Origin of the sequence: Lactobacillus sp. B4005, from assembly GCF_026536045.1 — a bacterium.
GTDB classification, from domain to species: Bacteria; Bacillota; Bacilli; order Lactobacillales; family Lactobacillaceae; genus Lactobacillus; species Lactobacillus panisapium.
Genome location: NZ_JAFNOZ010000001.1, coordinates 146482 through 166922, shown reverse-complemented (window position 1 = coordinate 166922; position 20441 = coordinate 146482). Strand labels below are relative to the sequence as shown.

Here is a 20441-nt window from a genome sequence, read left to right as displayed (position 1 = left end):
TTACCATTATTTTTTCGGAAAACTGAACAAAAATTAGACATGCTAAACTTTCTTAAAAATTTAGCCTTTGTCATCCTTTGTCATCCTCCTTTAACGGTGGTAATAACACCTGTCGTGGCTTAGAGCCCTCTGAAGGGCCAACTACTCCCTTTGCTTCCATTTCATCAACAATTCTCGCTGCACGATTATAGCCAATGCGGAAGCGGCGCTGCAACATCGAAACACTAGCCGTCTGTTGCCGTCTTACCAGGTCAACTGCTTGCTCGTAAAACTCATCCTCTGGCTCATCGGAATTATTTTCAGCAGTTTCCTCATTTTTTTGCGGAATCATTCCTTCATCATATTCAGGTTTTTGCTGGTTGCTTACCCAAGAGATAACTTTTTCCACTTCATGAGAGGCAATATAGGCACCTTGAATACGTTCAGGCTTTGATGCCCCAACGGGCATAAAGAGCATGTCTCCTCTTCCCAAAAGTTTCTCTGCTCCAGTTTGATCCAAAATAGTTCTTGAATCTACACCACTTGAAACCGCAAAGGAGATTCTTGAAGGTACATTCGCCTTGATTAAACCGGTGATAACATCAACACTAGGCCGTTGAGTAGCCAAAATCATGTGAATACCAGCCGCACGCGCCATTTGGCCCAGCCGCACAATTGCACCCTCGACATCGTGACCGCCAACCATCATCAGATCACTCAGCTCATCGACTACGACCAGTATGTAAGGTAATGGTTTCATTACGGGTTTAGTCTTATCCTGATTATTAATACGGACTTTTTCGTTAAATTCACCCATATTACGGGCTCCACTAGCAGCAAAGAGCTTATAGCGTCGTTCCATTTCTTTAACAGCCTTGCTTAAGGCATTAGCAGCTAGCTTAGGGTCGGTAACAACGGGAATAAGCAAATGAGGAACACCATTATAAACTGACAGTTCAACCATCTTCGGATCAATTAAAATCAGTTTAACTTGATCTGGCGTGGCTTTCATTAAGATACTTGTCAAAATGGTGTTAATGGCAACTGACTTACCAGAACCCGTCGAGCCGGCAATTAGGAGGTGGGGCATTTTGGCCAAATTAGCCGAAATGATTTGCCCACTTACGTCCTTACCAAGGGGAACTTCCATCGGGTCAGCTTTTGCTTTAGCATCCTGATTTTGCATAACATCCTTAAATGCCACCACTGAAGTTGCCCTATTTGGAACTTCAATTCCAATAAATGGTTTACCTGGAATTGGCGCTTCAATTCTGATGTCCTTGGCAGCAAGAGCTAACGCTAAATCATCCGCTAAATTGACGATTCTGCTAACTTTCACGCCCACAGCAGGTTGAACTTCGTAACGCGTAATTGTTGGCCCTAAAATTGCCCGTTTAATAATAACGTTCACACCGAAGCTTTTAAAAGTAGCTTGTAATTTTTGCGTATTTTTTCTAATTGAAGCTTTATCAGCACTTTGATCAGTGTTTTTTACCGGATCAAGCAAAGTTATTGGTGGCTTCTTATACTCCACCTTAGGCCTTGAAGTAGCGCTCTGCTCAAGGTCACCATGATCGACGCTACCGAGTTCCTGTTTCATTTTTTCATCTTCGTCGTCAAACGAATGGGATTTGGGTAAATCCTTATCATCTGGTTCAAAATTTGTCTTATTAGCAAATGAGTTTCTTTCATCATGGCTTGAAATTTGAATTTGTTCTTTGGATTCTTCTGGTTCAGACTGTGCGACTTCATCAAGTGCAAAATCAATTTGGGAGATATCTTCATCCGGTTCCTGATTATCTGCCTGCGTTTCAGTATCATTTTTGTCGGTAAAGTCATCAACATTTGGAAACACAGGTGATTCAGAAGAAAGCGGATCGTGAAAATCCTTTGCCAGCTGTTCCTGCTTTTTTTCGGCTTGCTTTTCTCGAAGCGAACTATATTTATCTTTTAGTTTAGTTCCCGCTTCCTTATTTTTGCTGATAAAAAGCTGGCTAAACTTTTGAAATTTATTAATTACATCAACAAACTTCACGTCAAAAAACATCAAAATGCCAATTGGGATAAATAAAACGGCAAAAACGCGCAAACCAATATGGCCGAGCAATGGGTAAAAAAGCTGATAACACATTGCTCCAATTCCCCCGCCGCCCACGGACTTGGTAATTGCAGCACGACCGAATTCGGCTGACATTTCATGCCAAAAAACATTCATAAAAGCGTTATTCACTAGTTCACGTTCGAAGTAAATACTGCTTTGAATCAATAAAATGCCCAAAATAGCTAAAAATAAGCCACAGCTGCGTTTAAACTTGAAGTGCATCGGCTTATTATAAATTAACATCACTAAGCCAAAAATTGCACATAATCCGGCAGTCAGCAAATAAGAATCACCAAAAAATAAGCGGAAAATGTTGGCTATCTGTTTACCTAAAATACCAAATTTAGCTACCGCTAAGAAAACGATAATTATTTCAACAAGACCGACTACCGCCCAGGTAATGCCCGCATTTTGCGTCTTTTTTCGCGCTTTTGTTGTTTTTTTCTTCTTCTTAGGCATAACGGCACCTAATTAAGAATTAAAAATTGGCTTGGAAGTTCAAATTAACCGGTTCATCCAGCGTAATTTGCGTAACTTCATAAGTCAAAGTCTCAATATATTCAACTAACGGACGACTTAAGATTTTATAGTCAGCTTTGGAAAGGTCACTGCCATCGCCAAAATAATCCTTAATCTGAACTATTTGACTAATCATGCCGCTAACCGAAAAATCGCCAGGCGCTGGAGCAACATCAAACACAACCGTAATATCAAAATAGTTACCGTCTTCACCGGCATCAGTTGTGCCATCCTCATTTTGCTTTTCAACTTTTTTCAGGCCGAAGTTAACTTCATCCTTAGTCTCAGCTTCTTCATTTAGATCATAGTGAAAATTCTTTACCAAAACAGGTGTTTCTTTATTAAATTCCATTGTTATTCTCCTTTTAGATTACGCTCATATCTTTCAGGGCGATTGTAATTATCCTTTAACTTGTCATTTTCATAGTGATGACTTGTCTCAAGTTGTGGAAATCCTTGCTGTCTTAATGCTTCAAGTAAAACAATCGCAACTGAATTTGCTAAATTATAACACCGAATGTTATCCGACATAGGAATTCGCAGGTTGCGATCATAATATTCGCGCATAAAGGTTTCGGGCAATCCGGTAGTTTCCTTGCCAAAAACAAAGTAATAATCTTTATTTGAGTCTGTGTAATCTACTTCAGCGTAGTTTTTAGCAGAGAACTTAGAAATCAAATACATTTCATCATTTGGACCCAAACTAGCTAAAAAAGCATTCAAGTCATCGTGTAAACGTACATCAACTTTATCCCAATAATCAAGTCCAGCACGTTTCATTTTTTTATTATCAATTTGAAAACCCAATGGTTCAATTAAATCAAGAACAGTATTGGTGCCTGCACAAGTACGAGCAATATTGCCCGTGTTGGCTGGCATCAAAGGCTCATATAAAACAACGTGATTAGTCAATTTTTTCTCCTTAATTGAAAAAGTGTGGCTTTGTGACCACACTTTTTTTACTTCTTTGTCACTTCATTATTTTTATTACTATCCTTCTCAGTTAAGGAAGTGGTCTCATCCTCCTCGAAGACTTTCGAAACCTTGCGATAGTAATTATACACGCGAATGGTAATTATCTTCAAAATAGCATAAATTGGAATACCAAAAATTACGCCCCACAGTCCCCAAACTGAACTAGAACCAATCAATAAAAGAATTGTTGTTACGGGGTGCATTTCCATTTTATTACCCATGACCAACGGACTAATTAATCTGGATTCAATTGTTTGCTCGACGAAAAAGACCACTAAAACCTTAATGACCATCGGAACAGAAATCATAATTCCTATTACAATTGCAGGAATAAACGCAATAAAAGTCCCAAAATAAGGTATTAAGTTCAAAAAAGCACTTAAAACGGCCAGAGCTATCCCATACGGTAGTCCGATAATACTATAACCTATACCGAACATAATTCCTACCCAAAAGGCAACAGTTAATTGACCACGGATATAAGATGACAAAGCAAAATTGATGTCATAAAGCAGCTGTCCAAAACCATCTTGCCATCTCTTAGGAGCAAATTGCATCAGATATGGCCGTAAATTATGGCCATCTTTTAACATAAAGAACAAAATAAACGGTGCGGTTAACAGCGTCATAAAGATTACCGTGACGATGCTAATAGCAGACGAGATGTTATCTAGTGTCGCATCAATCGTATTTTGTCCAGATTTAAAAATCATGTCCTGGCCACGTGTAATTGCATCATTAATATTATTTTTCACACTGTGCAGATGCGGGTCGCTTAGCATGTTTTGCACTGCAATTGTTGCATCATTCCAAATATGCGGCCAGTGACGAATTAATGAATCAATTTGTGCCTGTACTATTGGCAATAACGTATTCACGGTCCAAATAAGCAGAACAGCAACTAACAAGAATAATCCAATAATTGTAGCCACACGAGGAACCTTAAATTTTCGCTCCAGTAAATCAACCAGAGGATTCATAATGTAATACTGAATCAGTGCCAAAATTAATGGTGGCAAAATAGCACTAACAAATACTTTAGCTGGATTCAGTACAAATGAAATTTTATTAAACACCCAAATAATTAGGAAGAATAATAAAATATTGACTAAAACGATACTAAAACGATTATTTAAAAACCATTTTTGAAAAACAGTTTGCTTTTTATGCTTTCCTTGAGAATTCATTAAATCATCCTAATTAAATATGTTCATAAATAATGTCATCGCTAACATTAAATGCTGGCATAGTCTGTTTTGCACTAAACGAGAGGTAAACAGCATTTGCTAATGGATTTTTAGGCTTTGTTTGATTGAAAAATAACGTTATATGGCCTAAGGCCTTCATGTCACTTTCAACCATTGCTCCCACATAATCAGCAACATAAGTTTGCTCATCGACTGTAATTGTATCGCCTTTTTTAAAAATAAAACCACTAACAGGAGTTTTAGTATCAAATTTTTGAATAATTGAAACGTCAACTAAATCTTTAGTAACGTTTTCACCAAATAAAATCACCATATTGCCTTCAGGCTCAATGGCTTGTTGACCTACTTTTGTGATTGTTGATATCCACTTCATTTTGTTACGCTCCTTAAGATTTAATTTTAGCATAACAAAAACCGCTTAACTAATATATAAGCGGTTTTTCTTTATTTCCAATTATTTTCGGTGGTAGAGAGCCCATTTTTTAATTTCATCGATTAAAACTAGCGGTATTGGCAAACAGAATAAGAATAGCCAGTCAACTGGTAATAATCTTGTGGTATTAAATAGCTGTTGCAAGCCTGGAGTAACCGTTAGAACTAGGAATAAGAGGATTTCAAAAATAATTCCATACCAGATACTGCGGTTAGTAAACAGACCCTTCTTAAAGATAGAAACTTTATTCGTCCGGCAATTTAAAACGTTAGCAATCTGTGAGAAGATAATTGCCCCTAATACCATCGTGGTGGCGCGCATGTAGACTGAGCCGCTACCAGCTAAAGGAACTTGTGGCCAACCATTTTGCATATTGACAAAGAAGTAGGCACTAATTGAAATGATACTTGAAATTAAACCATACCATAAAAAGGCCTTAACGATTACGCTTCGATTTAGCAAATGCTCGTCTCTCTTTCTTGGTGGCTGTTTCATTACGTCAGGATCAACTGGCTCGCCACCTAATCCTAAAGCAGGCAACATATCTGTTCCTAAGTCAACAGTTAAAATCTGCATAACTGTCATTGGTAGCGGAATTAGTCCACCAGATAACAAGAAGAGGATCGATGGAAAAGCTTCTGGAACATTTGACGTTAAAATATATGTCAAAAATTTCCTGATATTACTGTAAACGGCACGTCCTTCCTCAATTGCGGCTACAATTGAAGCAAAATTATCATCTGTCAAAATGATATTAGCTGCATCTTTTGCAACATCAGTCCCAGTCATTCCCATGGCAATACCAATGTCGGCTTGCTTTAAAGCCGGTGCATCATTGACTCCATCACCCGTAGAGGCAACGATTTCACCATTTTTTTGTAGCGTTTTAACAACCTTATACTTTTGTTCAGGCGCTACTCGAGCAAAGATCACTTCACCTTTCAAAGCTTCACGAAGCTCGTCTTCACTCATTTTATTTAACTCGTCACCCGAAATAACCCTGGCCGCATTAGAAGTAAGACCAATTTGCACTGCAACTGTTTTGGCAGTTAGTTTTGAGTCACCAGTGACCATAATGATTTTAATCCCGGCTTCGTGACAACGTTTAACAGCATTATATATTTCTGGTCGAGGTGGATCACTCATTGTTGTCAAGCCAACAAATACCAAATGATTTTCGGCTGTTTCAATTGTTAATTTATTCACATCAGTTGTTTGATCAACGATGCGGTAGGCCATTGCCATGCTCCGCAATCCCTTGGCTGCATATCCAGCATTACGCTGTTTGGCTAAATCCTGATCTTCTTTAGTCATGGCCCGAACTTGACCATCAACTTGAATCAGATCGCATTGCTTGATGACATCACTAAAAGAACCCTTAGTAAAGATAATGTTTTGGGTATCATTCCAACGATGAATCGTTGACATGCGCTTTCTATCTGAATCAAAAGGCAGTTCTCGTAAACGTGGGTATTTAACTAATACCTTTTGTCGATCAAAACCAGCCTTTTCAGCCATGATAATCAAAGAAGCTTCAGTCGGCGTTCCCAAAATTTTGGGCTTTCCACCCTTAGTTTTACTTGGCTGAACAGCAGTATCATTATCAAGAGAAGCAATTTGAACTAATTTATGCAAATCAGGATTTTCTTCATACCATAACTGCTTTTTGTTTAACTCAATTTGTCCATTATTTTCATAACCGTTACCGGTAACTTCATATTCATTTTTAGGCGTCCAAATGTAGTGAATAGTCATTTGATTTTGGGTTAATGTCCCAGTTTTATCAGAACAGATAACAGTTGTTTCACCCAAAGTTTCGACTGAATTAAGTTCCTTAACCAGCGCATGCTTTTTCGCCATCCGCTTAACCCCTTGGGCCAAACTTAAGGTAACTGTTGGTAAAAGTCCCTCTGGAATAAAGGCTACAATCATCCCTAACGCAAAGATAAAAGCTTTTGCAAAAGGATATTTAACAAAGAAAATTGCTGCTAATAAAAAGACTACTCCAATTGAAACAGCAATAATCGATAATTGCTTAGTCAAACGGTTGAGTTCCTGCGTTAACGGACTATCGACTTTATTTTGCTTCTGGGTCAACTGCGCAATTTTACCAAATTCAGTATTCATTCCTGTAGCAAAAGCAACCGCACGTGCAGTACCTGCTCCAACAGTCGTACCCGAATAAACCAGATTAGTTTCAGCGTAACTACCCTCACCAGGGGCATATTCCGTTGTTTTCGATTCCGGCACTGATTCACCATTTAAGGCACTTTGATCAACCTGCATTGAACTAGCAGAAATCAGGCGGGCATCTGCCGGAATTGAATTACCTGCCTGTAAAACAAAGACGTCACCGGGAACCAGTGTCTTAGAATCAATTTGAACTTTTTTACCATTACGGATAACTTGCACGTAGGTTGGTAACATATTATTTAAAGCATCGGTGGCCCTTTTAGCCGCCCGCTCCTGCCAAAAACTAAATAATCCGTTGATAATATTAACTAGCCAAATTGCGATTCCTAATTCGACTGTTCCGCTTAACATTGCTATCGCACCGGAAATCCAAAGCAGAATAGCCATCGTACTGATAAAATTCTTAAAAAATGCTTTCCATTCTGATTCTTCTTGCGATTTTTTAATCTCATTAGAACCATATTTTTGCAAACGACGAGCTGCCTCTTCAGAACTTAACCCTTCTGATGAGGACTGCAAATTAGTAAAAACTTCAGAAACATTATTCTTAGCATAAAGCTTTCGAATTTTATTTTCATCCATTCAGCGTACCTCTTATTTTTTTAAATTTTTTTATCGTTAAATCCGATACCATACTTTACCACTTTTTGAGGTGAACGAACCATTCAAATTTTTTACAAATAAATGTCATGCTATACTAATCTTATTAGTTAATAATAACCAAAATTTGAGATGGAGGCTTAATAAATGAAACTATTAATTGGTGGCTATACTAAAAAGAAAGCTACTGGCATTTATGAATTGCCACTTTATAACTCTAAAAAAGGATTGGAAGTTGAGCTTGGAGATGCCAGAGAAGTTATCAAGGTTGGCGGACCAACTTATTTTGTTCAGGATGGCGATTTAATTTTTACAATTAATAATGCGGGGGATAAAGGCGGCATTAGCGCTTTTCAATTAGTTAATAGCGCATATCAAGAAAAGGATGCGTACTTAACACCAGGATCATCACCAGCTTATATAGGTATTAATCGCAAAGATAAATTGCTTTATACAGCCAATTATCATACTGCTGTATTAGCTGTTTTTTCATATACTGATGAAGGCAAACTGAGCTTAATCGATTCAGTTACCCACACTGCCGACAATCTCGGACCAAAGCCAGAACAAGCAGATGGACCACACCCCCACTTTTTTGACCAAACGCCAAAGAAAAACATAGTTAGCTGTGATCTTGGTAATGATTGCGTCGACTTTTATCGTCTCAAAGACAATCACCTGGAGCACTTAGCCAAGTACCAAAATGAGCCCGGTTTCGGAACCAGACACATCGTTTTCAGCCCTGATGGAAATTACTTTTATGTTGTCGGTGAGCTTTCGAGTAAAGTTAATGTTGTTAAATTTTCTGAGAGTGATTGGACATTTACAAGTATTGCCACTTATTCAACTATTCCTAACGACTTTACCGATCACAATGGTGCTGCCGCAATTAAAATTAGCCACGATGGTAAATTTATCTATGTTTCTAATCGTGGTCATGATTCAATTACTGTTTTTGCAGTTAACGATGATCATACACTCCAATTGCGTCAACGGGTATCGACTTTTGGCGAATTTCCGCGAGACTTTAACTGGGATGAAAGTGAACAGTTTGTTGTTGCTACTAACCAAAACTCCGACAATGCAACTTTATATAAGCGCAATGCCAAAGATGGGTGCTTAACCCCAATTCAAAAAGATATCTACGTACCTGAAGGGACGAGGGTTTTATTCAGTGAATAACTAAATCAGGCTACTAAAAAAGAGTTGCTGGTGCAACTCTTTTTATTATGCCCTAATTATTATGCTTTTTGCTTTTTTGCCATAATTGCTGCATATCTCGCGGATCAGGAACTCTAATTTGTACACGCTTATTTGCCCTAAAGGGATCAGGAAAAGACACGTAAAAGCAATTGAGTGCCTGCCGATTAAACTCATCTTTAATGCCATACAGCTGATCGCCAAATAAAGGATGACCCAAAGACTGCATGTGAAGCCGAATCTGATGTGTTCGGCCGGTATATAGCCGCAACTCAACCAAACTTATTCCAGGAGCTTGCTTAAGAACCTGGTAGGCCGTGACGGCTTTTTTGCCGTTAGGATCGATAAAGCGCTTGACTGTTTCTTTAGTACTGCCGATTGGTTGCTTAATAATGCCACACATTTCATCGGCTTTAAAATTACCATGAACAAGTGCGTGATATTTTTTTACAAAATCATCTTTACTGAGCTTGCTAAAACGCGCATGGGCAATGGCATTCTTACCCATTAAAACAATTCCCGATGTATCGCGATCTAATCGGGTAATCACATGAGGCTTACTTCCTAGGATTTTTTGCTGGTCAAAGTAACCTAGGACACGGTTTACTAATGCATTATCATCATAACGCGAAGGAATTGAAAGCACGCCAGCCGGCTTATTAATAGCTAAATAGTCGTTAGTTTCTTGGACAATATCAATGGGCTGATAGGATGGCTGCAGCCACGGATTGATCTTTTCTTTGCCGGGAACAAAAATGACTTCATCTTGTGGATGAAGTACAAAATTGGTATAGCGCCGTTTGTGATTAACTAAAATTAAACCACCATTGTTTTTAGCATCGGTTACCGCTTTTTTTGAAAAACCGTTTTTCATTAAAAAAGCCCCTAATTGCTTGGGGGCCTTTGTTTGTACAATCAATTTAAATAAAGTCATCTTTACCACCTATAAAGGCACTTTGAACACGTGACCAGAAATGAGTATGACCAAAGCGGTCAAAGCGAATTTCTTTGTTGGAGATACGATAATTAATCTTCTTAGCATTATGTAGGTCCAACTTGCTTCCGTCAACTGTCATTACAAAATGGGCCGAATTAGGAATAATTGTAATCCACTGGTCGGGGGCAATTACGATTGGTGAGGAAAGCGTTCGAAAAACACGATTATTGATTGAAGCGATTTCCGCCATCTGCAGAGCCTTGAGCCGAGGATGAATTACCGCCCCACCAAGCGATTTATTATAAGCCGTGGAACCAGTTGGTGTGGAAATGCAAAGTCCATCCCCACGAAAATTTTCAAACAGCTGCCCATCAATATAAACATTAGCTTCTAATGTATGTGAAATACGCTTAACCGCAGATTCATTAAGAGCTATATAATGTTTTTTCTCATTAGACTCCGTGACTAATTCAACCTCAAGAAGCGGATATTTGGCAGATTCCGGTTCACGCAAAAAAAGGGCATCGACCATTTTATCAACGTCTTGAGCTTGCCAATCAGTATAAAAGCCTAGATGACCAGTATGAATACCAATAAACCGAATTGAACTGATTTGATTTTCATAACGATGGAAAGCGTTGATTAAAGTACCATCACCCCCGACTGTTATTACAACATCAGGATATTTAGCATCAAAAACAACGCCCTCCTTTACTTCGAGGGCATTTTTTAAATGGGCCACAACCTTAAGCGTCTCTGCATTATTATTATGAGCAATTGTAATCCTCATTATTTTTCCTTACCTTTATTTTTGGTAAAAATCTTTTGGGCTTCCTGAACCTCATCTTTAATCAAAGACATTTCTTCGTCAAGTTTATAAGCCGTTTCTGCAGTTGACTTTAATCTTTTAGAAATGTCTTCTGGGTAAGAACCCTGGTATTTATAATTTAGGGTGTGTTCAACGGTTGCCCAAAAGTTCATTGCTAAAGTTCTAATTTGGATTTCTGCTAATAATTTTTTTGATCCTTCGGGTAAATAAACGGTGTAAGAAATAACCATGTGATAAGAGCGGTAGCCTGAAGGTTTAGCATTTTTAACATAATCACGCTCTTCTAAGACCTCCATGTCATCACGATCATGGATTAAATCCACTACTTTATAGATATCATCAACAAATTGACAAACAATTCTAATGCCAGCAATGTCCTGCATATCAGTCTCAATTACATCGGGACTGATTACACGACGTTCCATTTTTTCTTTGATTGAATCTACTGTTTTTACTCGTCCAACCACAAATTCAATTGGCGAGTGTTCACCCTTGGTCAAAAAACTTTGACGCAAGGACCGAAACTTTACTTTTAATTCACGAACAGCCTCGTTATAAGGCCACAAAAAATTATCCCAGTCAATATTCATAGAAATAATTCCTTTCTCTACAGCACATTCATTTTAACATAAAACAAATGATAGCAATTTCATTCAGACAAGCTAATTATGCAAAAGTTAAGCATTTGCTTTTACCAAAAAGCCTTGATTGCAGTACTTTTTGCTTTTTTTGCTACTAAAGCAACGCGACATAAACGATAATCTAAAATTATGATAAATTTATTAATCTGTGTTAAAAGATTAGTCCTAATCTTCCCTTTTTATTATTTTTCAAACCAATTTTTTGACTATTAAAGTAAAAAAGGTACAAAATGATAAACATTGATGCATTATAATTAAGAGTAAACAAACTACGTGTTTTTAACAATGCAAACTGAGCTAAACGATGTTTACACGTTCGTACTTTTTCAAATCTGATAATAGATACATGAAAAATGCACCTTTTTGATGAGGGCCTACTTTTGTTAAAGCTGAACTTCGTTTTAACGTAAAATCAAGCCTTGATCAATATTTATTAAAAGAAAAGGATAGTCGGATGTCAAAAAATAATGAAATCGAAGCTAAAATAATTTTGCCTGAGCAAGTTTACCAACAACTATGTGATGATTTTAATATCAAAACCTGCTTTACACAGGAAAATTATTACTTTGACACAAACAATGGCTTACTAAAGGATAATAATATCAGCTGCCGGATCCGGCTCTTTGATAACAGTGCGGAACAAACACTTAAAGTTCCGCACCAAAACCCAGTCCAACAAAAATTTCATGAGGCAACAGAGATTAATGATTCGCTGGCACTTGAACAAGCCCAAAATCTTATAAAGCAAAGTGCTCAAAGGCAAGAAATTTCTTTCACCGGAAATGTTGGTCATTTTTTACAAAGTCATTTCGCTGCTACTAGTCAATTGCATCTGCAAACATACAGTAAGACCAAACGAATTTTGGCAGTTGGTCCGCAAGATTGTGAGTTAACTTTTGACAAAAGCCAATACCCTGACGGTTATCAGGATTATGAATTAGAAATTGAAAATCCTGATCCTGAGCTAATTAAAACGGTTTTAGCAAAATTAAAAGATAAGTATCATATCGTGCAAAACTTTTCTAATACAAACCAAGCAAAAATTGCACGCGCTTTCAAGCATCGTGGTAAAATGTAATGGAGAGTATTTTTTATAGGATAGATATTTGTTAAATTTATTATATATACTAATTCAATTAATCAAGTTATGGAGGAGCCTGGTCATGTTTGAAATTTTTCTTTTTGTCAATCCCATTGGTTTTTATTGTTATGAAACAGAAGTATTGATTAAAGAAGCAATTGATGAACTTGACTTAAATTCTTGCTTTCGTTTTATTCCCGTCACAAATTCTAAAGTAATTAAGGAAGATATAATTCGGCGTAAATTAAAAGGACAAATTATAAACGATATTCCGGAATATACAATGGCTTCCTATCAAGCATTACGGAATTATCATGCAATTAAATTTGAATATGGCAATAAAAAGGCACGCTGCTATCTAGTTAGCCTACAAAAAGCAGTCAATAGCGATTTCAACGTTTATTCTCAAGATCTACCAGAACAAGTAGCTTTAGATTTAGGGTTAGATTTTAACCGCATTAATAATTCTAAAATAAGTAGATACGTTGATGACTCCATTCAGCAAGATAAAGATCTTGTTCATCAATTTAAGGTTAAGAATATTCCAACGACAATTATCTTTAATGAAAGTGGTAATTATAATGGAATTTTGCTGGAAGGAATAGTTGCCCACGATAAATTAATTACGCTATTTAAAAATAATAATTGTACTCAAATTTCTGAAGAACCAAAAGAAGAAAACGGTTATTACCCTTCACGGCATTTACGTTTGATGTAAGAATAATGTGATGTTGTCGGGTGACTTTACTTGTCTGAACCGTTCATAAACCCAATCTGGCAGATCATTAATTGTCAAGTGACTTTGGTAAAGTTGAGCAGCGATTTGCATACCCTTTGTGGTCTTTTTCATTATTTGTGTCTGTAAATAGCTTTTTTGTACGTGAGGATTAACATAGAAATTTTTAAAATGAGGTTGAAACTGCCACAGTTTACTTAATCCAGCTCCATTCAAGGCAAAATACTTTACCTGATATTGTATTCGGTCAGTTAATGGTTCACGTTGGACATTAAATTTTAATCGCAAAAATTTTTGGTACGGATTAATTTCAAAATAATAATTACGCCACAACTTATTTTCACGAAAGAAAATGAGTTGTGACTTTTTTATTTTCAGCGCTAAATAATGCCGTTTACCCACTAACCAAATATCTTCAATTCCATTTTTTCTATATAAAAGATGGCGGTGAATAAATTCAGATTTTGTTAGAGGTGCACATTGAACTTCAAAGGCCAATTTAGGACTTGCTAAAACGTCCGCCCTTAGTTTTCCGGAAGCTAAAGTTACCTCTGTTTGAGCAGTAAAACTTGCCTCTACTAGAGCATTTTTTAATAGGTTCTTACTTCGAGCATGCTCATCTTTTTCACCAGCTAAATTAATAACTTCTGGTCGATGTCGAAAATATGCAGTTTTAGAGTTTATGACTAACTGCACTTCTTGTCTACAACTAGGACAAAAATAATGTCTCTGCTTATTTTTAACTAGCTCATCTTTTGCTTTTTCTGCTTGATCAAATGCTGTAACTAATTCATTTTTCCAAAAAGCTGCATACATAATTTTCACCCTTTATTAAGTACGCAAAAAAAAGGCAAGATCCACTTGCCTTTTTATTTTTTATTCAAATAAATTATTAGTGCTTCAAGTGACCAAAATAATGACGTAACTGCTCAAGAGCGTCACGTTCAATTAAACATTTACTCGTTGTTCTAATCCGGGCCATATCAGCAGTTTTTACCTTTGTGCCGTACTCATTAGCAATAATCCAAGCATCTTCTGGCTTAATTTCAACGTAATTTTCATCTGTAAATGCTAAATCAAGATAAAACAGCCCACGTTCAAAATAAAGACTTGATGAAAGATCACTGGCTAAAAGGCTACCTGCAAGTTCAGTTACATCATTAAAGTCATTAAAGCTGTAGGCTTGTTTTTTCTGTAACTTCCAAAAAGCTTTTTTAACTTTCGGCTTGTTAGAATCGGTTGTGCCAACATCATTCGTGCCATCATCCTCTAAGTCAAGAAATGAGCGCCGTGAATCGCCAAACTTACTTTTTTTCAAGTCACCAAAGTCATTCTCAAACAGTTTAGACAGCTTGTCACGATCTTTCTCAGTAGTCTTAGTAATTAGTAAATCTAAGCCACCATTATTCGGCATAACCTGAAAAGTAACTGGAGCATCTTGACTAAATGAATGGTCAGTATCAATTTCATCCAAAATTGAATAAAAGAATTGTTGGATCTTGTCTTTATCGCCCAGCAAATCTAGAACCTTTAAACCGCGCTTTTCTAACTCGACTTTATTAATCCTCACACGGATAGTATTTTCATTAATATGTTCTACTTGCATGAGTTCTTCACCTCCATCAGATCCTTTGTTATATTGTAGCGTATTTTTCGAATAAAATAAAAGCGTTAGTTTAAAAAACCAACGCTTTTTTTCTGCACTGCTCAGTCTATTACATGTCAGCAATTTTTTGCATTTCTTCTAGTTCAAGACGCCGTACTTTTCTTGGCAAAAACCGTCTTATTTCATCTTCATTGTATCCTACTTGAAGACGACGGTCATCCATAATAATCGGTCTTCTTAGAAGGCTTGGATTTTTCTCCACCAAATCCAGAAGATGATCAATCGACAAGTCATCTAAATTAACTTTTAGTTGTTGAAATGCTCTGGAACGTGTAGAAATAATTTCCTCTGTACCGTTCTCAGTCATTCGTAAGATCTGAATAAGTTCATCTTTGGTTAAAGGCTCAGAAAAAATATTTCTTTCCTTATAATCAATATTATGTTTTTTTAGCCAAGCCTTAGCTTTGCGACATGAAGTACAACTTGGAGATATGTATAAATTTACCATGTGATTCACGCTCCTTTGAACACACTGTCTTAATATCTATATTATATCATATTACTTTCTTTTTGTAAGCAATATAACTAACACTATTTATATTTCAATACTACTTTGTAAAAGTGAATAAACTGTGAATTTTTTCTCAAGAAATGGTAAAGAAAATGAAAAAGACCCATTAATATTTATTAATGCGTCCTTTTCATTCTCCATAGTTAATTATTTACTTTTTTCATTAATTCGTCAACTAATTTTTCGTTTTCTTCAGCAGTTTCTGAAACAAAGCATGCTTTATTAGCTAATTCCTTAATGTCCTCAGTGTTTAGTTTCTTCATTAGGCTTCTGATCCGCAGAATCGAAGTAGCACTCATTGAATACTCATCAAGTCCCATTGAAAGCAAAATTGGGAACATTGTGTTATCACCAGCAGCCTCACCGCACATGCCACACCAAATGCCGTTCTCATGAGCAGCATCAATTGTGTGCTTAATTAAGCGTAATACTGAGGGATTAGCAGGTTGATACAGGTAAGAAACATTATCATTCCCACGATCAGCAGCCATTGTGTATTGAATCAGATCGTTAGTACCAATTGAGAAGAAATCAACTTCCTTAGCAAATTGATCAGCTAAAACTGCTGCAGCAGGAACTTCAATCATCATTCCTACCTCAAGGTTTTCGCCAACCTTTACACCCTTCTTAGTTAATTTATCTTTTTCTTCAGCTAGAATTGCCTTGGCTTTACGTAATTCAGCTAAAGTACCGATCATTGGGAACATAATTCCGAGCTTACCAAATGCTGATGCACGCAATAAAGCACGTAACTGTGTCCGGAAGATCTTCTCATTTTGCAATGACAATCTAATTGCACGTACACCTAAAAATGGGTTCATCTCTTCAGGCAAATCCCAGTAATCAAGGTGCTTGTCACCACCGATATCCATGGTTCTGATAATGACTTGCTTACCATGCATTCCCTCAATAACTTCTTTATAAGCTTCAAATTGATCTTCTTCAGTCGGAAAATCTTTAGAATCCATGTATAGAAATTCTGTTCTATATAAGCCAACAGCTTCAGCACCATTGGCGTTTACACCTGCCATATCATTTGGTGTACCAATGTTAGCAGCAATCGTGAATTTCTTCCCATCAGCAGTTACTGAAGGTTCATTCTTTAATTTTTCCCATTCAGCTTTTTGCTTTAAGAAAGCGTCACTTTTCTTTTTGTAATCAGCTACCTGTTCATCAGTTGGTTCAATTACAGCGTCACCGTTCAACCCATCAACAACTAGGTTTTGACCATTAGTAACATCTTTAGTAATTGAATCAGTCCCGACAACTGCAGGAATCTCCAATGAACGAGCCATAATTGCTGAGTGAGCAGTCCGACCACCAATATCAGTTACAAAACCTTTAACAAACTTTTTGTTTAACTGCGCAGTATCACTTGGAGTTAAGTCGTGTGCAACAACGATAACTTCGTGATCAATTGATGCAGGATTTGGCAATTCTTTACCTAGCAGGTGAGCCATAATCCGTTTAGAAACATCGCGAACGTCTGCAGCACGCTGTTGCATATATGCGTTATCAGTCATTCCTTCAAAAATCGTAATGAATTTTTGAGCGGTTTCATCTAGCGCAGCTTCGCTATTGACCTTTTGCTCCTTGATTTCATTCTCAATTGCCCCCGTAAATTCAGGGTCATTCAAAATCATCAAATGTGCTTCAAAGACTTGTGCTTCGTCTTCTCCTAAACTTTTTTTGGCACTGTCGCGAATTTGCTCAACTTCCGCAGTTGAAACTTCAATTGCTTTTTTGTAACGAGCTAATTCGCTGTCAACATCGCTAATTGTTGTCTTTGTATACGTAAGATCCGGTTCAACCAAGAGGTAGGCTGGTGCTACAGCAATACCATCACTTGCAGCAATTCCTTTTAATGTCCTGGTCATTATTCAGCCAAACCCTCTTTTTTCATTGTTTCAGAAATAGCAGCAATTGCGTCTTTTTCGTCATCGCCATCAGCACTAATTGTAACATCGGCATTCTTACCAACACCAAGTGACATAACACCCATGATTGACTTCAAGTTAACTGACTTGCCATTGTATTCAAGATTAATGTCTGAACCAAACTTTGAAGCAGCTTGAACTAACAAAGTTGCTGGACGAGCATGAATACCTGTTTCTGCAATAACATGAAAATCGCGTTTTTCCATTATAAATATCTCCTTTGAATTGAAAAAATCAAACCGGTAGTAAATACCTATTCCTGTATTAGACTATCATTTTTTTGTGAATTAGACAATATAAATGTAACAGTTTACATCATTAAAGTTCAGACTTTGATTGAGTGTAAACTATTTTGCCTCCTCGCAAGGCTTTGCCAGTTATATTCTGTCTTTTACCAAAAGATCTTAAAGCAGCTTGAAAATTAAAGGCTTCTTCAGGTTTAACTTCATAATGATCTAATTCACCATTTGCCAACTGCTCCAGAATTTCTTGATAATCCAAATTTACCACCGTTTCTATAAAACATATTCCATCCTTAGCAAAAAATTTGCTAAGGCTTATTTTAGCATATTTACCATGTAGACAGAAAAGGTTTTGAGTTTTAGCACTTGATTATTGCGAGTGCTAATTATATAATTTAATCATTGAAAAGAAAGGCGGTATAACATAATGCTTTGTCAAAACTGTCAAAAGCGACCTGCCTCAATTCACCTTTTTGCAAAGGTCAATGGGCAAAGCCGCGAAATTAATTTATGTCAACAATGCTATCAAGAACTTCAACAACAAGGAAATATTAATATGAATAATGATAATAATGGTTTCTTTGGCGATTTTAACGATTTATTTAACTTTAGTAACGGCAATAACGGTATGAATGGCAACCCTAACAATCCGGGAATGAACCCAGGTAATCCTGGTGATCCAAATAATGGTGGAAATGGACGGTCATTGCTCGATCAATATGGTACAGATTTAACTGCATTGGCAAAAAAAGGTAAAATTGATCCCGTCATTGGTCGTGATAAAGAGATTGCGCGTGTCATTGAAATTTTAAACAGAAGAACCAAAAACAACCCGGTCTTAATTGGTGAGGCTGGGGTTGGTAAGACTGCTGTCGTAGAGGGCTTAGCCCAACAAATTGTGGACGGTTCAGTGCCAGCCAAATTACAGGATAAACGAATCATTTCACTAAATGTTGTTTCACTTGTTCAGGGCACCGGGATACGTGGTCAATTTGAACAGCGCATGCAGCAGCTTATCAAAGAACTGCAAAATCATGACGATATCATCTTATTTATTGATGAAATTCATGAAATTGTTGGTGCCGGTAATGCTGAAGGTGGAATGGATGCTGGAAATATTATTAAGCCTGCACTAGCTCGCGGTGACTTACAGCTTGTTGGTGCAACAACCTTAAAAGAATACCGCGAAATTGAAAAAGATTCCGCTTTAGCTCGTCGATTCCAACCAGTTGATGTTAAGGAACCATCAGTTGCAGAAACTATCCAAATTTTAAAAGGTATTCAAAAGCGGTACGAAGACTATCACCATGTTCACTACACCGATGATGCAATCAAGGCCGCCGCTGAATTGTCTGAGCGCTATATTCAAGACAGATTTTTGCCCGACAAGGCTATCGATTTACTTGATGAAGCGGGTTCTCGTATGAATTTGACAATTCCCTATGTTGATAAAGATAAAATAAAGGAACGAATAAATGCGGCACAACAATTAAAGCAGGATTCCCTGAAAAATGAGGACTACGAAAAAGCTGCTTATTATCGTGATCAAATCGAAAAATATAATAAGATGAAAGATCAAAAAGTTGATCCTGATAAGTCACCAATTATTACTAGCAAGATCATGAACAAGATTGTCGAAGAAAAAACAGGTATCCCTGTTGGCGACTTACAAAAACAGGAAGAAAGCCAACTGCAAAATCTTGCTTCAAACCTAAAAGCACACGTAATTGGTCAGGATAAGGCGGTTGATAAGGTTGCCCGCGCAATTCGCAGAAACCGGATTGGCTTTAACAAGTCCGGCCGTCCTATCGGTTCATTTCTCTTTGTTGGTCCAACGGGTGTGGGTAAAACCGAGCTTGCTAAGCAGCTCGCCAAGCAAATGTTTGGTTCAGAAGACGCTATGATTCGTTTTGATATGTCTGAATATATGGAGTCATACTCAGTTTCGAAATTAATTGGATCAGCACCTGGCTATGTTGGTTATGAAGAAGCAGGTCAACTAACTGAACGAGTTCGGCGCAATCCGTACAGTCTGATTTTATTAGATGAGATTGAAAAAGCTGATCCTTCAGTTATGAACTTATTCTTGCAAATTCTGGATGATGGCCGTTTAACCGATTCACAAGGACGGACGGTTTCCTTTAAGGATACCATCATTATTATGACTTCTAATGCTGGTCAAGGAATTAAACAAACCAGTGTAGGATTTGCTGCTGAGAATTCTAGTGAACATCCCGACTCTGCTAGAAATTCAATGAGCCAGTTCTTCAAACCGGAGTTTTTAAACAGGCTGGATGACGTCATTGAATTCAATGAATTATCTAAAGAAGACTTAATCAAGATTGTTAACTTAATGCTAAATGAAGTTAACAGTATGGTTAAGAATCAAGGAATGCAAATTACTGTTACCGACGATGCTAAAGAAAAATTAGTTGAAGAGGGTTACAATCCATCTATGGGTGCTCGTCCTTTACGTAGAATTATTCAAGAAGAAATTGAAGATAAAGTCGCTGATTATAAACTAGATCACCCAGCTGCTAAAAACCTTTTAGCCAGTGTCTCAGATAAACAAATCACAATTAGTGAACAGGATAATGCTGAATCTGTGCACAGTTCAGTAAACAAAGATTAATTACTTTAAGTTGAGCTAGTA

General features: G+C 37.1%; 19 protein-coding genes. 4 read left to right on the top strand and 15 right to left on the bottom strand.

Features of this window, described 5'->3' with window-relative positions; genetic code table 11:
• Positions 1-70 precede the first annotated feature (70 nt).
• From J3U73_RS00940 to J3U73_RS00915, 6 genes are all read right to left on the bottom strand, one after another.
• Entirely contained in the window at positions 71-2539 is a 2469-nt protein-coding gene (locus J3U73_RS00940) for an FtsK/SpoIIIE family DNA translocase (RefSeq protein ID WP_267409343.1), read from the bottom strand.
• Between the two features lie 19 nt (positions 2540-2558).
• Positions 2559-2951, bottom strand: a complete 393-nt coding sequence (locus tag J3U73_RS00935) for a DUF1149 family protein (protein ID WP_103752092.1) — start codon at positions 2949-2951, stop codon at positions 2559-2561.
• Between the two features lie 2 nt (positions 2952-2953).
• Complete coding sequence (locus J3U73_RS00930; RefSeq protein WP_220220954.1) at positions 2954-3511, bottom strand: tRNA (cytidine(34)-2'-O)-methyltransferase; 558 nt, start codon at positions 3509-3511, stop codon at positions 2954-2956.
• A gap of 47 nt (positions 3512-3558) precedes the next feature.
• Entirely contained in the window at positions 3559-4761 is a 1203-nt protein-coding gene (locus J3U73_RS00925; protein WP_220232912.1) for an AI-2E family transporter, read from the bottom strand.
• Between the two features lie 13 nt (positions 4762-4774).
• Complete coding sequence (locus J3U73_RS00920; RefSeq protein ID WP_267409342.1) at positions 4775-5155, bottom strand: PTS glucitol/sorbitol transporter subunit IIA; 381 nt, start codon at positions 5153-5155, stop codon at positions 4775-4777.
• Between the two features lie 81 nt (positions 5156-5236).
• Positions 5237-7990 carry a cation-translocating P-type ATPase gene (locus tag J3U73_RS00915; protein WP_267409341.1) on the bottom strand — a complete coding sequence of 918 codons (2754 nt, stop codon included), beginning with the start codon at positions 7988-7990 and terminating at the stop codon, positions 5237-5239.
• A 165-nt stretch (positions 7991-8155) separates the two neighbouring features.
• Between J3U73_RS00915 and J3U73_RS00910 the strand changes: the two genes are divergently transcribed.
• Positions 8156-9190, top strand: coding sequence for a lactonase family protein (locus tag J3U73_RS00910; RefSeq protein WP_220269361.1), 1035 nt, complete (start codon positions 8156-8158; stop codon positions 9188-9190).
• Positions 9191-9242: 52 nt separating this feature from the next.
• On the opposite strand, the gene J3U73_RS00905 is transcribed toward J3U73_RS00910, so the two are convergent.
• Genes J3U73_RS00905 through J3U73_RS00895 form a run of 3 tightly spaced genes read right to left on the bottom strand, consistent with a single transcriptional unit; the run spans position 9243 to position 11564 of the window.
• Positions 9243-10142: an RluA family pseudouridine synthase gene (locus J3U73_RS00905; protein ID WP_267409340.1), complete on the bottom strand. Its 900-nt coding sequence runs from the start codon at positions 10140-10142 to the stop codon at positions 9243-9245.
• Entirely contained in the window at positions 10129-10935 is an 807-nt protein-coding gene (locus J3U73_RS00900) for an NAD kinase (protein ID WP_220269359.1), read from the bottom strand. Before J3U73_RS00900 ends, J3U73_RS00905 begins: the two co-directional genes overlap by 14 nt.
• Positions 10935-11564, bottom strand: a complete 630-nt coding sequence (locus J3U73_RS00895; RefSeq protein WP_103752084.1) for a GTP pyrophosphokinase — start codon at positions 11562-11564, stop codon at positions 10935-10937. The genes J3U73_RS00900 and J3U73_RS00895 overlap by 1 nt, the downstream gene beginning before the upstream one ends.
• 505 nt (positions 11565-12069) lie before the next feature.
• Between J3U73_RS00895 and J3U73_RS00890 the strand changes: the two genes are divergently transcribed.
• Both J3U73_RS00890 and J3U73_RS00885 read left to right on the top strand, forming a co-directional pair.
• Entirely contained in the window at positions 12070-12693 is a 624-nt protein-coding gene (locus tag J3U73_RS00890; RefSeq protein WP_267392876.1) for a CYTH domain-containing protein, read from the top strand.
• An 85-nt stretch (positions 12694-12778) separates the two neighbouring features.
• Positions 12779-13414: a DsbA family protein gene (locus J3U73_RS00885; RefSeq protein ID WP_267409339.1), complete on the top strand. Its 636-nt coding sequence runs from the start codon at positions 12779-12781 to the stop codon at positions 13412-13414.
• Here the strand turns inward: J3U73_RS00885 and J3U73_RS00880 are convergent.
• From J3U73_RS00880 to J3U73_RS00855, 6 genes are all read right to left on the bottom strand, one after another.
• Positions 13400-14248 (bottom strand): competence protein CoiA, encoded by an 849-nt coding sequence (locus J3U73_RS00880; RefSeq protein WP_267409338.1) that lies wholly within the window; start codon positions 14246-14248, stop codon positions 13400-13402. The genes J3U73_RS00885 and J3U73_RS00880 overlap by 15 nt on opposite strands.
• A 76-nt stretch (positions 14249-14324) precedes the next feature.
• On the bottom strand, positions 14325-15038 hold the full coding sequence (locus J3U73_RS00875; RefSeq protein WP_267409337.1) for an adaptor protein MecA: 714 nt from the start codon (positions 15036-15038) through the stop codon (positions 14325-14327).
• Positions 15039-15147: 109 nt separating this feature from the next.
• Complete coding sequence (spxA, locus tag J3U73_RS00870) at positions 15148-15546, bottom strand: transcriptional regulator SpxA (protein ID WP_220269354.1); 399 nt, start codon at positions 15544-15546, stop codon at positions 15148-15150.
• Between the two features lie 206 nt (positions 15547-15752).
• Complete coding sequence (ptsP, locus tag J3U73_RS00865) at positions 15753-17486, bottom strand: phosphoenolpyruvate--protein phosphotransferase (RefSeq protein WP_267392886.1); 1734 nt, start codon at positions 17484-17486, stop codon at positions 15753-15755.
• The gene (locus J3U73_RS00860; RefSeq protein ID WP_220220941.1) at positions 17486-17752 is read right to left on the bottom strand and encodes a phosphocarrier protein HPr; all 267 of its coding nucleotides are present in this window, start codon (positions 17750-17752) and stop codon (positions 17486-17488) included. Before J3U73_RS00860 ends, ptsP begins: the two co-directional genes overlap by 1 nt.
• A 112-nt stretch (positions 17753-17864) precedes the next feature.
• Positions 17865-18047 (bottom strand): hypothetical protein, encoded by a 183-nt coding sequence (locus J3U73_RS00855; RefSeq protein WP_220269352.1) that lies wholly within the window; start codon positions 18045-18047, stop codon positions 17865-17867.
• 168 nt (positions 18048-18215) lie between these two features.
• Here J3U73_RS00855 and J3U73_RS00850 point away from each other — a divergent pair, with 168 nt between their 5' ends.
• Positions 18216-20420, top strand: coding sequence for an ATP-dependent Clp protease ATP-binding subunit (locus tag J3U73_RS00850; protein ID WP_267409336.1), 2205 nt, complete (start codon positions 18216-18218; stop codon positions 20418-20420).
• The last annotated feature ends 21 nt before the right edge of the window (positions 20421-20441 follow it).

What these genes read in the sequence shown, in the direction of transcription:
- J3U73_RS00875 (WP_267409337.1), bottom strand. Translation starts at nt 15,038, where the DNA reads ATGCAAGTAGAACATATTAATGAAAATACTATCCGTGTGAGGATTAAT.
- J3U73_RS00860 (WP_220220941.1), bottom strand. Translation starts at nt 17,752, where the DNA reads ATGGAAAAACGCGATTTTCATGTTATTGCAGAAACAGGTATTCATGCT.
- J3U73_RS00900 (WP_220269359.1), bottom strand. Translation starts at nt 10,935, where the DNA reads ATGAGGATTACAATTGCTCATAATAATAATGCAGAGACGCTTAAGGTT.
- J3U73_RS00935 (WP_103752092.1), bottom strand. Translation starts at nt 2,951, where the DNA reads ATGGAATTTAATAAAGAAACACCTGTTTTGGTAAAGAATTTTCACTAT.
- J3U73_RS00885 (WP_267409339.1), top strand. Translation starts at nt 12,779, where the DNA reads ATGTTTGAAATTTTTCTTTTTGTCAATCCCATTGGTTTTTATTGTTAT.
- J3U73_RS00920 (WP_267409342.1), bottom strand. Translation starts at nt 5,155, where the DNA reads ATGAAGTGGATATCAACAATCACAAAAGTAGGTCAACAAGCCATTGAG.
- J3U73_RS00850 (WP_267409336.1), top strand. Translation starts at nt 18,216, where the DNA reads ATGCTTTGTCAAAACTGTCAAAAGCGACCTGCCTCAATTCACCTTTTT.
- J3U73_RS00925 (WP_220232912.1), bottom strand. Translation starts at nt 4,761, where the DNA reads ATGAATTCTCAAGGAAAGCATAAAAAGCAAACTGTTTTTCAAAAATGG.
- ptsP (WP_267392886.1), bottom strand. Translation starts at nt 17,486, where the DNA reads ATGACCAGGACATTAAAAGGAATTGCTGCAAGTGATGGTATTGCTGTA.
- J3U73_RS00890 (WP_267392876.1), top strand. Translation starts at nt 12,070, where the DNA reads ATGTCAAAAAATAATGAAATCGAAGCTAAAATAATTTTGCCTGAGCAA.
- J3U73_RS00880 (WP_267409338.1), bottom strand. Translation starts at nt 14,248, where the DNA reads ATGTATGCAGCTTTTTGGAAAAATGAATTAGTTACAGCATTTGATCAA.
- J3U73_RS00895 (WP_103752084.1), bottom strand. Translation starts at nt 11,564, where the DNA reads ATGAATATTGACTGGGATAATTTTTTGTGGCCTTATAACGAGGCTGTT.
- J3U73_RS00940 (WP_267409343.1), bottom strand. Translation starts at nt 2,539, where the DNA reads ATGCCTAAGAAGAAGAAAAAAACAACAAAAGCGCGAAAAAAGACGCAA.
- J3U73_RS00905 (WP_267409340.1), bottom strand. Translation starts at nt 10,142, where the DNA reads ATGACTTTATTTAAATTGATTGTACAAACAAAGGCCCCCAAGCAATTA.
- spxA (WP_220269354.1), bottom strand. Translation starts at nt 15,546, where the DNA reads ATGGTAAATTTATACATATCTCCAAGTTGTACTTCATGTCGCAAAGCT.
- J3U73_RS00915 (WP_267409341.1), bottom strand. Translation starts at nt 7,990, where the DNA reads ATGGATGAAAATAAAATTCGAAAGCTTTATGCTAAGAATAATGTTTCT.
- J3U73_RS00910 (WP_220269361.1), top strand. Translation starts at nt 8,156, where the DNA reads ATGAAACTATTAATTGGTGGCTATACTAAAAAGAAAGCTACTGGCATT.